At 66.3% G+C, this 15,097-nt stretch carries 15 protein-coding genes and 1 pseudogene; 1 reads left to right on the forward strand and 15 read right to left on the reverse strand.

The annotated features are described in order from the left end of the window. Window positions 1-27: 27 nt before the first annotated feature. From Q0996_RS11950 to Q0996_RS12020, 15 genes and pseudogenes are all read right to left on the reverse strand, one after another. A complete protein-coding gene (locus tag Q0996_RS11950; RefSeq protein WP_322096699.1) occupies window positions 28-702 on the reverse strand; it encodes a protein-L-isoaspartate(D-aspartate) O-methyltransferase in 675 nt (224 codons plus the stop codon). Beyond that, complete coding sequence (gene surE / locus Q0996_RS11955) at window positions 699-1,481, reverse strand: 5'/3'-nucleotidase SurE (RefSeq protein ID WP_299619575.1); 783 nt, start codon at window positions 1,479-1,481, stop codon at window positions 699-701. Before surE ends, Q0996_RS11950 begins: the two co-directional genes overlap by 4 nt. After that, a complete protein-coding gene (gene serS / locus Q0996_RS11960) occupies window positions 1,474-2,751 on the reverse strand; it encodes a serine--tRNA ligase (protein ID WP_299619578.1) in 1,278 nt (425 codons plus the stop codon). The genes surE and serS overlap by 8 nt, the downstream gene beginning before the upstream one ends. A 254-nt stretch (window positions 2,752-3,005) precedes the next feature. Continuing rightward, window positions 3,006-3,887, reverse strand: coding sequence for a twin-arginine translocase subunit TatC (gene tatC, locus Q0996_RS11965; protein WP_322096700.1), 882 nt, complete (start codon window positions 3,885-3,887; stop codon window positions 3,006-3,008). Continuing rightward, a complete protein-coding gene (tatB, locus tag Q0996_RS11970; RefSeq protein ID WP_299619580.1) occupies window positions 3,884-4,420 on the reverse strand; it encodes a Sec-independent protein translocase protein TatB in 537 nt (178 codons plus the stop codon). The genes tatC and tatB overlap by 4 nt, the downstream gene beginning before the upstream one ends. Window positions 4,421-4,470: 50 nt before the next feature. Continuing rightward, the gene (locus Q0996_RS11975) at window positions 4,471-4,719 is read right to left on the reverse strand and encodes a twin-arginine translocase TatA/TatE family subunit (RefSeq protein WP_299619583.1); all 249 of its coding nucleotides are present in this window, start codon (window positions 4,717-4,719) and stop codon (window positions 4,471-4,473) included. Between the two features lie 89 nt (window positions 4,720-4,808). Further along, window positions 4,809-5,888, reverse strand: a complete 1,080-nt coding sequence (locus tag Q0996_RS11980; protein ID WP_299619586.1) for an ABC transporter ATP-binding protein — start codon at window positions 5,886-5,888, stop codon at window positions 4,809-4,811. 455 nt (window positions 5,889-6,343) lie between these two features. Further along, window positions 6,344-6,898 (reverse strand): annotated as a pseudogene (gene scpB / locus Q0996_RS25480) (SMC-Scp complex subunit ScpB); the annotation flags it as partial. Beyond that, a complete protein-coding gene (locus tag Q0996_RS11990) occupies window positions 6,895-7,701 on the reverse strand; it encodes a ScpA family protein (protein WP_299619592.1) in 807 nt (268 codons plus the stop codon). The gene Q0996_RS11990 and the pseudogene scpB, both read right to left, overlap by 4 nt. Beyond that, entirely contained in the window at window positions 7,698-8,405 is a 708-nt protein-coding gene (locus Q0996_RS11995; RefSeq protein WP_299619595.1) for a site-2 protease family protein, read from the reverse strand. The genes Q0996_RS11990 and Q0996_RS11995 overlap by 4 nt, the downstream gene beginning before the upstream one ends. Window positions 8,406-8,414: 9 nt before the next feature. Beyond that, window positions 8,415-9,440 (reverse strand): beta-N-acetylhexosaminidase, encoded by a 1,026-nt coding sequence (gene nagZ / locus Q0996_RS12000; RefSeq protein WP_299619598.1) that lies wholly within the window; start codon window positions 9,438-9,440, stop codon window positions 8,415-8,417. A gap of 38 nt (window positions 9,441-9,478) precedes the next feature. Further along, entirely contained in the window at window positions 9,479-10,603 is a 1,125-nt protein-coding gene (locus Q0996_RS12005; RefSeq protein ID WP_299619601.1) for an SPOR domain-containing protein, read from the reverse strand. Then, a complete protein-coding gene (gene argS / locus Q0996_RS12010; protein ID WP_299619604.1) occupies window positions 10,604-12,358 on the reverse strand; it encodes an arginine--tRNA ligase in 1,755 nt (584 codons plus the stop codon). It abuts the gene before it with no gap. After that, the gene (locus Q0996_RS12015) at window positions 12,355-13,542 is read right to left on the reverse strand and encodes a deoxyguanosinetriphosphate triphosphohydrolase (RefSeq protein WP_299619607.1); all 1,188 of its coding nucleotides are present in this window, start codon (window positions 13,540-13,542) and stop codon (window positions 12,355-12,357) included. The genes argS and Q0996_RS12015 overlap by 4 nt, the downstream gene beginning before the upstream one ends. Before the next feature lie 120 nt (window positions 13,543-13,662). Next, the gene (locus tag Q0996_RS12020; RefSeq protein WP_299619610.1) at window positions 13,663-14,631 is read right to left on the reverse strand and encodes a universal stress protein; all 969 of its coding nucleotides are present in this window, start codon (window positions 14,629-14,631) and stop codon (window positions 13,663-13,665) included. Window positions 14,632-14,831: 200 nt separating this feature from the next. Here Q0996_RS12020 and Q0996_RS12025 point away from each other — a divergent pair, with 200 nt between their 5' ends. Continuing rightward, entirely contained in the window at window positions 14,832-15,038 is a 207-nt protein-coding gene (locus tag Q0996_RS12025) for a helix-turn-helix domain-containing protein (RefSeq protein WP_299619613.1), read from the forward strand. Window positions 15,039-15,097 lie beyond the last annotated feature (59 nt).

Genomic DNA, 15,097 nt, shown 5'->3' on the forward strand with positions numbered 1-15,097 from the left:
CCGCCAGAAGCAGGACCGGCCGCGCGCTCATGCCCGCCCCCCGCTGCGCTGGGCGCCATAAGCCTGCTCTTCCGGAACGCCCTCCACCAGGGGCACGAAACGGACATCGGCCAGGTGCTCCTCGACGATGCCGCCCGGTTCGCGGCGGAGTTGGAGCAAGGCCTGGTCGCGCGAGCTGCGGCCCACCGGCAGGACCATGCGCCCGCCGACTGCGAGCTGATCCACCAGCGCCGCCGGGACGTCGGCAGCCGCCGCGGTGATCATGATCCGGTCAAAGGGCGCCTGCTCGGACCAGCCCTTCCAGCCGTCGCCGTGCAGTGTCGTGATGTTGTGCAGCCGCAGGGCCGCGAAGCGCTGTTCGGCGGTGGCCAGCAGTTCGCGAAACCGTTCGATGGTGTAGACCCGCCGGCAGAGCCGGGAGAGCACGGCGGCCTGATAGCCGGAACCGGTGCCCACCTCCAGAACCTTGGTGCGCCGCCCGGCCTTCAGCGCCTGGGTCATCAGTGCGACCACCTGGGGCTGGCTGAGCGTCTGGCCCTGGCCGATGGGGATCGCCACGTTCTCGTATGCCTGGTGGCGGAAGCTGTCGGGCGTGAAGCTCTCCCGCGGGATGCGCTCGATGGCGGAAAGCACGTCTGTGTCGGCGATGCCGGCACGGCGCAGTTCCATGATCAGGCGGATCTTGCGGGAGGTCGCCATCACGCGAAGAGCCCCTTAAGCGTCTTCATGGTCGCCCGATGGGTCAGGTCGAGATGCAGCGGCGTCACCGAGATTCCGCCCCTGGCCGTGACCGCGAGATCGCTGTCCTTCTCCGAGGAGGTGTCGAGCTGATAGCCGCCGATCCACAGGAAGGGGCGCCCCGAAGGGTCCGCGCCCTCGGTCACCGAGGCGCCTTCGTCGCGGCGCCCCTGGCGGCAGACCTCGATCCCGGTCACCGCGTCCGGCGTCACCGCCGGGAAGTTGACGTTGACCAGCAGGTCGCGCGGCCAGGTCATGGGGGCGAGCCTGCGCACGATATCCGGCAGAAAGGCCTCGGCCACCTTCCAGCGGGCGATGCCGTCCTCCTGGCGCTGCTGGGAAAAGGCGATGGCCGGGATGCCCAGCAAGGCGGCCTCCATGGTCGCCGCCACGGTGCCGGAATAGGTCACGTCCTCGGCCAGATTGCCGCCGTCGTTGATACCCGAAAGCACCAGGTCGGGCAGCCTGTCCGCGAGGATGCGGTGGTGCGCCACCAACACGCAGTCGGTGGGCGTGCCGTCGACGGAAAAGCGCTTCGGCCCCAAGCGCCGCTCCCGCAGCGGCCGGCGCAGGGTCAGGGAGTGGCTGGTCGCCGACTGCTCGGTCTCCGGCGCCACCACCCAGACGTCGCTGCTCAGCGTCTTGGCCAGCTTCTCCAGAACCTTCAGGCCCGGCGCATGGATGCCGTCGTCATTGGTCACGAGAATCCGCGCGCGCTTCAGGTTCAGGCCTGCCTTAGCCATGGCTGCCGATCACCTCGAGCCCGCCCATGTATCCGCGCAGCGCTTCCGGCACCGCAATGGCGCCGTTGCCCTGCTGGTAGTTCTCCATCACCGCGATCAGACAGCGCCCGACGGCAACGCCGGAGCCGTTGAGGCTATGGACAAAGCGGGTGCCCTTCTCGTCCTCGGGGCGGTAGCGCGCCTTCATCCGGCGCGCCTGGAAGTCGACGCAGTTGGAGCAGCTCGAGATCTCCCGGTAGGCCTTCTGCCCCGGCAGCCAGACCTCCACGTCATAGGTCTTCGCCGCGGCAAAGCCCATGTCGCCGGTGGAGAGCACCACCACCCGGTAGGGCAGCCCGAGGCGCTTCAGCACCTCTTCGGCACAGCCCACCATGCGTTCCAGTTCCGCCGCCGAGTCTTCAGGGCGGGTGACCGAAACCAGCTCCACCTTCTCGAACTGGTGCTGGCGCAGCATGCCCCGGGTGTCGCGGCCCGCCGAGCCGGCCTCCGAACGGAAGCAGGGCGTCAGGGCCGTCACCCGCATCGGCAGGCGCTCGGCCTCGACGATGTCGCCCGCGACCAGATTGGTCAGCGGCACCTCGGCGGTGGGGATCAGCCAGTGGTCGCTGGTGGTGCGGAACTGGTCCTCGGCGAACTTCGGCAACTGCCCGGTGCCATAGAGCACATGGTCGCGGACCAGCAAGGGCGGCGCCACCTCCTCGTAGCCGTGCTCGGTGGTGTGCAGGTCGATCATGAACTGCGCGAGGGCGCGATGCATGCGCGCGAGCTGGCCCTTCATGACTGCAAAGCGCGAACCGGAGAGCTTGGCGGCGGTATCGAAGTCCAGCAACCCGAGCGCCTCGCCCAGCTCGAAGTGTTCCTTCGGCGCGAAGGCGAACTCGGTGGGCACCAGGTGCTCGCGCAGACAGACGTTGGCCGTCTCGTCCGGGCCCTCGGGCACGTCGGGCAGCGGCGTGTTGGGAATGCCGCTGAGCAGCGCCGTCAACTCGGTGCTGAGGTCCCGCTCGGCCGTTTCCGTTGCCGCCATCTTATCCTTCAGGCCGGCGACTTCGGCCATCAGGGCATCGGCGTCTTCGCCCTTGCGTTTGGCTTCGCCGATGGCCTTGGAGGCTTCGTTGCGCCGCGTCTGCATGGCCTGCAGTTCGGCCTGGCTCGCCCGGTGCTTGGAATCGAGGGCAAGAACCTCAGCCGCCAGCGGTTCGAGACCGCGGCGTTTCAGGGCGGCGTCGAAGGCTTCGGGTTCTTCGCGAATCCAACGGAGATCCAACATGGGCAGTCTTGCGAATCGGCACGGTTGCTGAGCGAATCGAAGGACTTATAAGGCCCCCGCGCGGCGCCTGTCCACGCCGGACTGCCCCGAGTCGCCCAACAAATGCCACGCCCAAGCCGCCCGCGGCTTGAGGGTACAAAACAGCCTTGCGGGCGAAGCCCCTCACGCGATTCGATTAATTCGCCAAAGGTAAAGTGATCTCTGAGGAGGGTTGTGAAGGGGGCCGAAAAGGTCCCTGCGACCGCCCGAAAGTGCTAGGTGGTCGCCGGGGTGGTGCCGCCCGCCCCTTCCTTGTCGCTGTCCGGGCCACTGTCCGGATCGTCATCCAGATCGTCATCCGGGTCGTCGTACTCGTCTTTCGGACGGCGCCGCTCCACAATCTTGGCCATGTAGATGGAGATCTCGTAGAGCAGGACGATGGGGATCGCGAGACTGAGCTGGCTGATGGGATCCGGCGGCGTGAAGATCGCCGCGACGATGAAGACGCCGACGATGGCGTACTTGCGCTTGGCGGCCATGCCCTTGGAGGTGGCGAGGCCGACCCGCGCGAGCAAGGTCATGATCACCGGAAGCTGGAAGCAAAGCCCGAAGGCGAAGATCAACTGCATGAACAGCGAAAGGTACTCGTTGACCTTCGGTTCCAACTCGATCGCCAGCGAGGTATCGGTGGCGGGCACCTGAAAGGCGATGAAGAACTCCGCCGCGAAGGGGAAGATGATGAAATAGACCAGCCCCCCGCCGAGGAAAAACAGGAAGGGCGTCGCCACCAGGAAGGGCAGCAGCGCCGACTTCTCGTGCTTGTAGAGCCCGGGCGCTACGAACAGCCAGAACTGGGTCAGGAAGACCGGAAAGCAGATGAAGGCCGCGGCGAAGAAGGCCACTTTGACGTAGGTGAAAAAGACCTCGGTCAGCGCGGTGAAGATCATGCGCTGATATTGCTCGGCGACGCCGTTCGCGATCATGACGTCAGCCAGGGGCTGGGCCAGAAACTGAAAGATCGACTCGGCGAAGAAGAAGCAGACCAGAAACATCACCAGCAAGGCGACGACCGAGTAAAGCAGGCGTTGGCGTAACTCGATCAGGTGATCGAGCAGCGGCATCTTCTTGTCTTCAGGGGCCTCCGTCACCGTGGTCATGCCGACTGCTTGCTGTCCTCTTTGACAGAAGGCGCAGGTTCGGCAGCCGGTTCAGAAGCCGGCGCCGCGGCAGGCGCAGGATCGCTCGAGTCCGCGGCCACCTTGGGCGCAGGCGTCTCAGCCGGCGGGGTGAGAGAGTGTGCCGGTGCCACGTTGGCCGCCGGCTTCGACATCATGGCGGCGGCGCTTCCGGCGGCGGCACCAGACGAGTCCGCGGAAGCAGGGCCGTCACGGCGCGCTTCGCGTTCGATCTCCCGCACCTCTTCGGTCACATCGCCGGTCGGGTCTATGGCATTGGCGAGGGTCTTTTGCAGGTTCCCGGCACGGGTGGCATCAAGGGCTTTCTTGGCATCTTCCAATTCGGCTTCGCGGACCATCTCGTCGATGCCGGACTGGAACTCGCGCGTCAGGGAACGGGCCTTGCGCATCCAGTGCGCAACGGCCTTCATCGTCCGGGGGAGTTCCTTCGGTCCGATGACGAGCAGGGCGATCAACGCGATCACCGCCATCTCGGACCAGCCGATATCAAACATGGCTGCCCACCGCTGCGAGAGAAAGGCGCATCAGCCCAGAGGGGCAAGCCTCAGCCGCTTGCCGCCTTGTCCTTCTCTTCGGTGGAGGCCATGGCGGCCTGATCCTGATCGATCACCTTGGGGTCGTCGCCCTCGGCGGCCTTGTCTTTGCCTTTCTGGTCTTCCTTCAAGCCCTTCTTGAAGGCGTTGATCCCCTGACCCATGTCGCGCATCAGCTTGGGAATTTTCCCGCCGCCGCCGAACAGGACCAGGACAACCACCAGCACGATCAACCAGTGCCAAATACTAAAGGTTCCCATTGCGGGATCTCCTTACTTTTGTCATGAGGCCTCTTGTCGCGGACTATGGCAAAAAGGCCGGTTCGCCGCAACGCCGCAGGACACTAGGGTTAATCCGTCTGTCGCGGAAAAACAAAGGCTTGCGAGCGATCCAGGTCTACCCGAAGACGCTGTTTCTCCGGCGGCAGAAAGCGCCCGGGAACCCGGGCATGGAAATGCGTCTCATAGTCCGGTACGTCGAGCGCGCGCAAATGGATGAGGCTGGTGCGGCCCATCAGCCGGGCGGCCATCACCTCGACGGCGTGCTCAGGCGGCTCGCCTCCGCCATTCACAACGCCTCCCGCGGGGCTGAGGCGCAGGGCCTCCGGGCGGATCAACACCTCGACGCTGTCGCCCTCGGAAAAACCCTTGGCGTCCACGGGACCAAAGGGCGTTGCCACCTGTTCTGTGGCAACAACGCCTTCCAAGCGATTGATTTCTCCGAAGAAAGAAGCAACGAAAGCATCCGCCGGCCGATAGTAGAGCTCCGCCGGGGTCCCCTCCTGCACGATCCGCCCCTCGCGCATCAGAGCAATGCGGTCGGCCATGAACATGGCCTCCTCGGGGTCGTGGGTCACCATCAGGGTGGTGGTGCCGCTCTCCTTCAGCACGTGCAGGGTTTCGTCGCGCACCCTTTGGCGCAGGCGGACGTCGAGACTGGAGAAGGGTTCATCCAACAGCATGACCCGCGGCCCCGGCGCCAGCGCGCGGGCCAGGGCCACACGCTGCTGCTGCCCGCCGGAGAGGGTGTGCGGATAGACGCCGGCCTCCGCCGCCATGCCGACCCGGTCCAACGCCTCCCGGACCCTGGCCTGTTTCTCCGCCGCGCTGAGGCCCTTCAGCCCGAAGGCGACGTTGCTGGCCACCGTCAGATGGGGAAAGAGCGCATGGTCCTGGAAGACCAGCCCCACCGAGCGATCTTCCGGCGGAACGTCGCGGCGGTCGTCGGCGACCAGCTCATTGGCGATGATCACGCGGCCCTGCTGAAGCGGTTCCAGGCCCGCGGCCACCCGCAGGGCCGTCGTCTTGCCACAACCGGAAGGACCCAGGAGGCAGACAACATCGCCCGTGCGCAATTGCAGCGAAAGATCGTCCACGACCAGGAGATCGCCAAAGGCGTGGCTCACGTGATCCAGGACGAGGGCTTGCATCGGCGATAGGCCTCAGGCTCAAAGCAGACCGTGGAGCGGCCGGGCTTCTGCCTTACTGGCTCCGAAGGGCTTCTGCAAGTCGAAGCGGAAAGGGCCCTGCGGTTTCAGCCGTGGCTGCGCCGGGGTTCTTCGGGCGCCGCGTCCTCATCAGGCGCCATGCCGCCGCCGGCTTCGTCGCTCTCCGGACGCGCCTCGCCGGAAGGACCGGCATGACCGCCGTCCGCCTCAGGTGCCGTCTCCTCGGGTTCAACTTCCTCGGCAGCACCCTCCCCCGGCTCCGGCATTGCGGAGAGCGCGACTTCGTGCGGCAGCAGGTCCTCGCCGAACGCCGGATCCAAAACCTCATCGTCACCGTCTGTTTCAGACGCGCCGAGGGTCTCGCCTTCACCCTCCTCCTCATCGACGACTTCCGGCGCCACCTCGCCAACCGCAGGCAGCAGGCCCCGGTCGCTGAGCGCGGTAATGGCGGGACGCGCATCGAGCAGCCCGGCCGCTTTCAGTTCCTCGACGCCCGGCAGCGCATCGAGGGATTCGAGCCCGAAGTGGTCGAGGAAGGCGTCGTTGGTGCCCCAGGTTACCGGGCGCCCCGGCGTGCGGCGCCGGCCCTTGGGGCGGATCCAGCCGATTTCCAGCAGGGTATCCAGGGTTCCCTTGGAGAGGGCGACACCGCGGATCTCCTCGATCTCCGCGCGGGTCACCGGCTGGTGATAGGCGATCACTGCCAGGGTCTCCAGGGCGACGCGGGAGAGCTTGCGGGTCACCTTGGTCTCCAGCTCCATATGCGGTGCCAGGTCCGGGGCGGTGCGAAAGGCCCAGCGCCCGCCCCGGCTGACGAGATTGACGCCGCGGTTGGCGTAGAGACCCTGCAGGTCGTTGAGGATCGCCTCGATGTCCGCCTCCTCCGGCAGGAAGCGGGCGAGCTGCGCCGGCGCCAGCGGCTCCGAGGACGCGAAGAGCAAGGCCTCGATCAGGCGCAGGTGGTCGAATTCGGTGTCGGAATCAGGGGTCATAGAGGCTCCTGGGACTCTTCAGCGGCACTGCGGACATAGATCGGACCGAAGGTCCCGTCCTGGCGCAAACGAACCTTCCCGGACTTGCAGAGCTCCAGGCTGGCGGCGAAAGTCGAGGCCAGCGCCGAACGGGTCAGCAGCGGGTCGCCGCGCAGGTCCGGCGGCAGGAAGGACGAGAGCGAGCGCCAGCCCGGGATCGACGCTCCGAACAGCGACGCCAAACGGGTCATGGCTTCGTCGACGGAGTAGAGCTCCGGTGCCTTGATCTGCAGGTTGGTGACGCTGGCGCGCGTCTTGTTGCGGCCATAGGCCTTCAGCAGATCGAACAGCGAGGCGTCGTAGGAGGTGATGGTCTTGGTGCGCAGACGTTCGGGCGTGCCCCGCCGGAAGAAGTCCTGGTCGAGTTGCGGCAGGGCTATCAGCTTCGCCCCGGACTCGCGCATGGCCTGCAGGCGCTGCATCTGGAACTTCAGGGCGGCGGCCATTTCGGCGCCGCTGGGCTCTTCCTCGCCGCCGGTCTCCGGCAACAGCAGGCGCGACTTCAGATAGGCCAGCCAGGCCGCCATCACCAGATAGTCGGCGGCCAGTTCCAGGCGCAGGGCCCGGGCCTCGCGGACGAACTCCAGATACTGCTCCGCCAGATCGAGGATGCGGATCTGGGTCAGGTCGACCTTCTGGTCGCGCGCCAGTTCCAGCAGCACGTCGATGGGCCCGGCATAGCCGTCCAGTTCGAGCAGCAGGCGGTCCCGGGTGACGCTGCGTGCGCCCTCGACGCCTTCTTCAAAGGGAATCACATCGCTCACAGTCGCAAGGTCTCCGGCAGTCCCGCCAGGCTGGAGAAGAACGGCAGCAGCCAGTTCACCGGAGCCCGGATCAGCCAGTCGAACACGCTGATATCGACCCCCAGTTCACGGCCAAGATAGGGCAAGAGGAAAAAGGCTGCCAGCAGGATGAAAATCCCGTAGCGCTCCAGCCGCGCCAGCGGCACGGCCAGGGAGATGGGTAGGATGCCGACGGCGATGCGCCCGCCGTCCAGCGGCGGCAGCGGCAGCAGGTTCAAGACTGCTAGGATCAAATTGATGATGATCGAGATCCGCAAGGTGTGCGCCAGCCAGGACCCCGCCGCCTCGGGCAGCAGCGGCACGAGGTTGAAGAGCAGCGCCGAGATGGCGGCCAGGATCAGGTTGGCGGTCGGCCCCGCAGCGGCGACATAGACCATGTCGCGGCGCGGCTTGCGCAGCCGGTGGACGGCGATGGGGACCGGCTTGGCATAGCCGAACAGAAAGGGCGCCTTCAGGACAATCAGCAGCAGCGGCAGAAGGATCGTGCCGAAGGGATGGATGTGCTTCAGCGGGTTCATGGTCACCCGCCCCAGCTTGTAGGCGGTATCGTCGCCGTAGGACCAGGCGATGAACCCGTGGGCAGCCTCGTGAAGGGTGATCGCCAGCAGCACGGGCAAGGCCCAGACCGAAGCCAGATAGGCGATGTTGGAAAGATCGAAGGGCATTTCCAGCCACTAGTCGACATTCATAAGCAGGTCAAGCCGCCGCTGCAGGAGCGCCGGGTCCACGGATTCAGGTGTCCCGAGGCGCTTCCGGCCCGCGGCAATCCGCGCGAGGGCCGCCGCGGTCAGGGCCGGCGCCGCCTCGGCCACGAGTTCCATCTCCTCCGGCTTTCCATTGCAGTGCAAGGCGACGTCGCAGCCGGCGGCCAGGGCCCGCCCCGCCCGTTCGCCGAGGGTCCCCGCGAGGGCTTCCATGGAGAGATCGTCGGACAGCAACAGGCCCTGGAACCCGATGTGGCCGCGCAGGATCTCGGCGATTACCCGGCCGGAGGTGGTCGCCGGGTTGTCCGGATCGAGCGCGGTGAAGACGACATGGGCGGTCATGCCCCAGGGCATCTCCGAAAGCTGCTCGAAGGGGCGGAAGTCGCGGGCCTCCAGCTCGGCCAGGGCGGTGCCGACAACGGGCAGTTCCTTGTGGCTGTCGACCCGCGCGCGGCCGTGGCCCGGCAGGTGCTTGATCACCGGCATGATGCCCTCGGCCAGCATGGTCTCGCAGACGATCCGGCCAAGCCCCGCCACCAGCTCCGGATCGCCGCCGAAGGAGCGGTCGCCGACAACGTCGCTGGCCCCCGGGAACTGCAGATCCAGAACCGGCACGCAATCCACGTCGATGCCCAGCGCCCGCAGCTCGATCGCCAAGAGCCGGCTGTTCAGCCGCAGGGCCTCGCTGGCCCGCTGCCAGTCATGGGTCGCCATGCGCCCGAAGAAAGCCGGCGGCGGCAAAGCCCGCCAGTTGGGCGGCTTCAGCCGCGCGACCCGACCCCCCTCCTGATCGATCAGCACCGGCGCGTCCTCGCGGCCCACGGCGGCGCGCAGGGATGCCACCAGGTCGCGCAGTTGCTCCGGCGCCTCACAGTTGCGGGCAAAGAGAATGAACCCCAGCGGGTCGGCGGCCCGAAAGAAGGCCTCCTCCTCGGGCGCGAGGCGCGGACCGGCGCAGCCGAAGATCGCCGCCTTCGGGGCGCTCGCCTCAGACATGACGCATCCGGCGGAAGTCCCTGACGGCAGTCGTTCCGCTAGCGCTGTTTGACAAGGCAGTCCTGATTTCGGCTTTTCAACTGACCGCAGATGTCCGTCGCGGCACCTCGGCTGGCGAAGGGTCCGGTCTGGACACGATAGTAGATGGTGCCCCTGACCTCGGCCCTGTCGAGGGAGAGGTCGCGGCCGCCGAGCAGACCGGGATGGGCTGCCTGCAGCCTGGCCCACTCCCGCGCCGCCGCAGCCTCCGAGGTGACCGAGGATAGCTGCAGTACGATGTCCCCGGCTTGCGGCCCCAGGGGCGCCGCAGCCGAATGGCCGTTGGCGGTCTGCAGCGGCTCGGAGGACAGCAGATTGGCGATCTGGTCTTCACCCTCGGCGGGTTCGGAGGACGTAGCGGTCCCTGCCGGCGGACTCGGCTTGAGCTGCGGCAGGGTCACCCCGTCGACCACGCTCGGCAGAGGCGCTTCGCCACTCTCCGGCTCCGCTGCAGTCTCCGCAGGCGGTGCTGGCGCCTTCTCCGCGGGGATCGTCGGAATAGCCTCAGCGGGAACCTCGGGAATGGCCACGGTTGTGCCGCTGTCCCCTGCGCTCTCCGGCGCTGACGGCGGAGCTTCCGCCGTCTGATCCGTGGACGCTGAGGGCAGCGGGGGCGCCGGAATCACCGGAAGGGGTTCGATCGGCTGCGGCGTTTCCGGCGGCGGCAGAAGGCGCTCGACCCGCGGTCCTTCGCCGGCCGGCGTGCCTTCGTTCAAGACCAGCTTGTCCTGGTGCGGAACCTCCAGACCGCCGGGCTGCTCGGGCCGGGTCTTCTCCGGCCCATCCTCGGCCTGGACGACCGGTAGGCTGTCTTCGGCCACCTGGCCGGTGCCCCATGAGTAGGCGTACCAGACCACCGCGCCGAAACAGACCACCGCCGCCAGGGCGATCACCAGCGGTACCACCCGGCGGTGGCCTGCCAGATCCGCTTCCAGTTCCGCGGTGTCCTCGTTGAAGGTCTCGCTGCGGCGGTCGCGATCCTGGGCGTAGACGATGCGCCGGGCGCCGGCGTCGCTGAAGGCAGGTTCGCCCTCGAGTTCACGGGCGGAGCCCAAGGCATCCGCAGGCCGGTCAGCACCCTGGGCCTCCCGGCCACCCTCACCCCGGCCTGCACTCATCGCCATTCAGCGCAACTCCTCCACAGGCTCGACCGCAAAGACTTCCAGCCCCGAAGCAATCACAAAGGCCACCGACTGCAGCAGCGCCAGGCGCGCCCTGGTGACCTGCGGTTCGTCCGGAAGCAGAAAGCGCAGCACCGCGTTGTTCTGCCCCCGGTTCCACTGGGCATGAAGCGCCGCGGCCACATCATAGAGGAAAAAGGCGATGCGATGCGGCTCATGCGCCTCAGCCGCCGATTCCAGCAGCCGAGGCCACTCTGCCAGTTGCTTAATCAGACTCAGCTCGCCCGAGTCGGTCAAGAAATTGAGGTCCGCTTCGGCCAAAGACACAGGATCTAGGTCTATGGCCGGAACTTCCCGGGCCGCCAGCCGCAGCACGGAGCGGCAGCGCGCATGCGCCATCTGGACGTAGAAGACGGGGTTCTCCAGCGATTTCTCGACCACTTTCTCAAGGTCGAAATCCAGCGCCGCGTCGTTCTTGCGGGTCAGCATGATGAAGCGGACCACGTCCTTGCCGACCTCGTCGATCACATCGCGCAGGGTGACGAAGGTCCCGGCCCGCTTGGACATTCTCACCGCCTGGCCGCCACGCTTCAGGGTGACCAGCCGGCAGATCTTCACATCGAGCTCGCCCTTACCGTCGGTCAGCGCTTTGACGCCAGCGGTTGTGCGCTTCACATAGCCGCTGTGATCCTCACCCCAGACATCGATCATCGCCGGGAAACCGCGGCGGAATTTGTCGCGATGGTAGGCCAGATCACTGGCGAAATAGGTCCAGCTTCCATCGTTCTTCTTTAAGGCACGGTCCACGTCGTCGCCAAACTGGGTCGACTTAAACAGAAGCTGGGGACGGGGTTCCCAATCTTCCGCTTGTCCACCTTTCGGCCGTTCCAACACGCCCGTGTATGTCAAGCCACGCTCCTGCAAGGTCCGCAAGACATCGTCGACCTCGCCGACCTGGACCAGGGCGTTCTCCGACGAGAAGACGTCCTGGTGCACGCCCAGAGCGGCAAGATCCCTGCGGATCAGGTCCATCATGGATGCGACCGCGAAGGCGCGGACTTCCGGGAGCCAGGCCGCCTCGGGCTGGTCCAGCCATTTCTTGCCGTCCCGGGCCGCCAGGGCCTCGCCGGTGTCCTTCAGGTAGGCGCCGGGATAGAGCCCCTCGGGGATCTCCCCGATCTCCTCGCCGAGGGCTTCGCGGTAACGCAGATAGGCCGAGCGCGCGAGGACATCGACCTGCCCGCCGGCGTCGTTGATGTAGTACTCCCGGGTCACCGCGTAGCCGACCTTGGCCAGGAGCGACGCCAGCGCATCGCCGACCACCGCGCCGCGGGCATGGCCGACAGTCAGCGGCCCCGTCGGATTGGTGGAGACGTACTCCACATTGACCGCTTCGCCCTGCCCCAGGGTGCTGGCGCCATAAGCGGTGCCGGCACGCAGGATCTCCCGCAGGCGCTCGAACCAAAAGGCCTGGTCGAGCCGCAGATTGATGAAGCCGGGCCCGGCAACAGAGGCCTCGGTCACGCTGTCCAAGCCGGCCAGGCGGCCGGCAAGCACGTCTGCCAGATCGCGCGGCTTCATGCCGGCGGGCTTGGCCAGCACCATGGCGGCATTGGTGGCGATGTCGCCATGGCCGCGGTCCCGCGGCGGCTCGACGGCAACGCGGGTGAAGTTCAGCCCGGCCGGCAGGTGGTCTTCTGCCGTCAGAACCTCCAGTTCCTTAACGACAATTCCGCGAAACTCTTTGAAAAGGTTCATTCTTCTCTGACCCGAAGATCGAAAATCTTGGCATGCTCGTGCAGCGCGTAGCGGTCGGTCATGCCGGCGATGTAGTCGGCCACCAGGCGCGCCCTTTCGCTTCCTTCCACCGCCTCGGCCGCCGCCCGCCACTCCTGCGGCAGGCAGTCCGGTCGATCCAGATATTGCTCGAAGAGCTCCCGCACCACCCGCTTGGCCTTAGCCGTCATGCGGTTGACCTTGTAGTGGCGGTACATGCGCTGAAACAAGAATAAGCGCAGTGCGCGGTCGTTCTCGCGCATCTCTTCGGAAAAGGCAACCAGCGGCTGGCCGAGGTGGCGGACGGCCGCCGCGCTGTCCGGCCGGTGCTCCGCGATCCGCTTTCCGGTCTCCTGCAGCAGGTCGGTCACCATGGTGTCGATCATCCGCCGGATGGTCTCGTGGATCAGCCGGCTGTCCTCAAGATCCGGGTAGCGCTCGGATACCTCCGCCAGCAGCGGCCCGACCAGCGGCAGGTCCCTCAGTTCGTCCAGCGGAAAGAGCCCGGCCCGCAGGCCATCGTCGATGTCGTGGTTGTTGTAGGCGATGTCGTCGGAGAGAGCGGCGACCTGCGCCTCGGCCCCGGCGAAGGTTCCCACCTCAAGGTCACGGACGTCTCGGCAATAGGCTGCAATCGTCGCCGGCACGGTATTCTCCCGCGAGGCGGACCCAGTCAGGGGACCGTTGTGCTTGACGATGCCCTCCAGGGTCTCCCAGGTCAGATTGAGACCGTCGAACGCGGCATAGCGCCGTTCCAGCAGGGTCAGGATGCGAAAGGTCTGCTCGTTGTGGTCGAAGCCGCCGTAGGGCGCCATGGCCTTGTTCAAGGCGTCCTCCCCGGCGTGACCGAAGCAGGTGTGCCCCAGATCGTGCGCCAGCGCCATGGCCTCCGCCAGGTCCTCGTTGAGCCCGAGCGCCCTGCTGATGGAGCGGGCGATCTGCGCCACCTCGATCGAATGGGTCAGGCGGGTCCGGTAGTAGTCGCCCTCGTGGTAGACGAAGACCTGGGTCTTGTACTTCAAGCGCCGGAAGGCGGCGGCATGGACGATACGGTCGCGGTCGCGCTGAAAGCAGGAGCGGGTCGGGCTCTCCGGTTCAGCGACATCGCGCCCCCGGGTATCCTCAGGCTTGCAAGCAAAGGAAGCGGCGGGACTCGGATCCAGCATGGCGCGACCCTAAGGCTTCGCCATGCGGGTGGCAATGGCGGTTCTCCGCCGGTTTCGGCACGCTATGGCTGGCGCTGCCGAGTTTCGACAAGCACCGTGGCGGCGGCGCCGATCGTGCGGTCAGCCGTTCGGTTCCACCGGCGTGCGGAAGCCCGCCGGTTTGACGGCCAGCACGGAGCATTTGAGGCGGCTCAGCATGTTTTCCGCGGTGTTGCCGATGATCAGGCCGGGGATGCCGGTGCGTGCCACGGTTCCCATGACGACGAGGTCGATGGCCAGTTCTTCGGCCAGCTGTGGGATGACGTCCGCGGCCTTCCCCTTCGGCAGATGGATCTTCAGGTCCGCGGCGGCGTAGGTCTCCGCTCCCATCCAGTCTGCGGCCTTGCCCAGCAAGCGCTGGAGCCAGTGCCGATGCTCGGCGCGCACCTCCTCCACGTAGGCGTCCACGTCCGCTTCGTGAATTCCCGCGCGCCCGCTTCTCATCAGCGCTTCGCCGGCCGCCTCCCAAGCGTGCACGACGTGACAGCCGATCCCTTCCGCGGCAGCGAGCGAGCCGGCCATTTCCAGAATCGTTCGGTTCAAAGGCTCCGCAGTGTCGGTGCCTGAAGGATCGAAATCGTCGAAATCGACACAGGCCATGACGCGGCGCAGCGGAGCCGGCCCGTCGGCCTTGATCAGCCAAACGGGACAGGGGCACTTGCGCAGCAGGTGCATGTCTGCCGATCCGAAGAGCCAGTCCACTGAGCCGCCGTCGGGACCGGCGGACTTGATCACCAGATCGCGGCGATTGCGCAAGACTTCCCGGATGATCTCGAGAAACGGCTTTCCCTCGACGATCTTGGTTTCGACTTCGACCCGGCCGGCGGCCCAGCGTGAATGCCGGTCAAGGGCGGCCTGCAGCGCCTCGATCCGCAGGTCCCGGAGCTTGAGAGGCGAGCGCCGGGTCAGCGAGCTGGGGTCGCGCTCCATAACCAGGATTACCGTCAAACGCGCCGCGTTCCGATCGGCCAGACCAACGGCATGATGAAAGGCCCCGAGAACGTCCCCGGAAGCGTCGGCCACGTAAAGAATGTTCTTGAATCGCTTCATTCGGGCGCCTTCCGGATGGTCACAGCGGCATCGTCTTTGTGGTACGGGCCCGGGATGCGTGATCTCATCGGGCCTCATTAACGTCCAAGAGCGCTTACTTGCATTTAACTTGGATTAATGACATTGATTCATGTCAATGATCGCTCAACAGCGCTCACCTACGCTTATAGCCGTTAGTTTCGATCAAAAGGCGCTTAGTGATGCTAAGCAGACCGTTTTTCACAACTCATGAGATCGCGGAGCTTTTGAAGGTCAGCGAAGCGACCGTCCGCAGTTGGATCCATGAAGGTGAACTGCGGGCGGTCAGGTTCGGCCGCGAATTCCGGGTGGCCGCCAAGGACCTTGAGGCCTTCGTGAACGCCCACGCAACGCAACCGGCGCCGGACCAGAAGAACCGATCGGGCTGACGTGTTCGGGGCCCGCGTCGCTGACCGGGCCGCATCGCGGCAACAGGCGAGCGCGACGT

Origin of the sequence: Pelagibius sp. (genome assembly GCF_028289705.1) — a bacterium.
GTDB lineage: Bacteria > Pseudomonadota > Alphaproteobacteria > Kiloniellales > Kiloniellaceae > Pelagibius.

Coding starts and splice junctions, on each gene's coding strand:
- Q0996_RS11975 (WP_299619583.1), bottom strand. CDS start 4,719: ATGGGAACCTTTAGTATTTGGCACTGGTTGATCGTGCTGGTGGTTGTC.
- tatC (WP_322096700.1), bottom strand. CDS start 3,887: ATGACCACGGTGACGGAGGCCCCTGAAGACAAGAAGATGCCGCTGCTC.
- argS (WP_299619604.1), bottom strand. CDS start 12,358: ATGAACCTTTTCAAAGAGTTTCGCGGAATTGTCGTTAAGGAACTGGAG.
- tatB (WP_299619580.1), bottom strand. CDS start 4,420: ATGTTTGATATCGGCTGGTCCGAGATGGCGGTGATCGCGTTGATCGCC.
- Q0996_RS11995 (WP_299619595.1), bottom strand. CDS start 8,405: ATGCCCTTCGATCTTTCCAACATCGCCTATCTGGCTTCGGTCTGGGCC.
- Q0996_RS12015 (WP_299619607.1), bottom strand. CDS start 13,542: ATGCTGGATCCGAGTCCCGCCGCTTCCTTTGCTTGCAAGCCTGAGGAT.
- Q0996_RS12005 (WP_299619601.1), bottom strand. CDS start 10,603: ATGGCGATGAGTGCAGGCCGGGGTGAGGGTGGCCGGGAGGCCCAGGGT.
- serS (WP_299619578.1), bottom strand. CDS start 2,751: ATGTTGGATCTCCGTTGGATTCGCGAAGAACCCGAAGCCTTCGACGCC.
- surE (WP_299619575.1), bottom strand. CDS start 1,481: ATGGCTAAGGCAGGCCTGAACCTGAAGCGCGCGCGGATTCTCGTGACC.
- Q0996_RS12020 (WP_299619610.1), bottom strand. CDS start 14,631: ATGAAGCGATTCAAGAACATTCTTTACGTGGCCGACGCTTCCGGGGAC.
- Q0996_RS11980 (WP_299619586.1), bottom strand. CDS start 5,888: ATGCAAGCCCTCGTCCTGGATCACGTGAGCCACGCCTTTGGCGATCTC.
- nagZ (WP_299619598.1), bottom strand. CDS start 9,440: ATGTCTGAGGCGAGCGCCCCGAAGGCGGCGATCTTCGGCTGCGCCGGT.
- Q0996_RS12025 (WP_299619613.1), top strand. CDS start 14,832: ATGCTAAGCAGACCGTTTTTCACAACTCATGAGATCGCGGAGCTTTTG.